The sequence below is a fragment of the Tersicoccus solisilvae genome (assembly GCF_014643255.1).
Taxonomy (GTDB): Bacteria; Actinomycetota; Actinomycetes; order Actinomycetales; family Micrococcaceae; genus Tersicoccus; species Tersicoccus solisilvae.
In genome coordinates, this window is sequence record NZ_BMJI01000077.1 from 1 (window position 1) to 589 (window position 589).

The 589-nt window shown below is 54.2% G+C and carries 1 protein-coding gene; it reads left to right on the plus strand.

Annotated features, from left to right (window positions below; translation table 11 throughout):
- A partial coding sequence (locus IEX22_RS16335; protein ID WP_188669284.1) for an ATP-binding cassette domain-containing protein occupies positions 1-571 on the plus strand: 571 nt, incomplete at its 5' end.
- Between the last annotated feature and the right edge of the window lie 18 nt (positions 572-589).

Below are 589 nucleotides of genomic sequence, written 5' to 3' on the forward strand. Positions count from 1 at the left end.
GCCTATCAATTTAACCCTCAGCAGTGGCGATAAACTGCGTCTGGCGGGGGCCAATGGCAGTGGTAAGTCCAGCTTGCTTCGGGTCTTGCAAGCTAGGTTGGTGTTGAGCGCTGGGCAAGTGCAACTCAATGGCCACAGTGTCTATCTGGATCAGCATTTCAGCTTACTCAAGCCAGAGTGGACACTGTTGGAAACCCTGCAGCGCTGTGCTCAAGTTGATAGCAGCCCGATTGATCATAACCAGGTGAATCCCAGCCTGATGGATGACAGTCAGCGCCGCACTCTGCTGGCCCAGATAGGCTTTCGCGCCGAGCAGGTGCACCGCACTGTGGCTTGTCTCAGCGGCGGTGAAAAGATGAAGCTGGCCATGCTTTATGTCAGTCATCAGCGGGGCAATCCCTTACTGCTGCTGGATGAGCCTGACAATCATCTGGATATTGAATCGAAAGCGCGTCTGGCCGCGGCGCTGGCAGCATACCCTGGCGCTTTTATTCTGGTCAGTCACGATGAGGAGTTTGTGGCGCAGACCGGCATTGAAGAAGCGCTTTCCCTGTCAAATAGCGGATCTTAGACTTTTTTAACCTCAGAG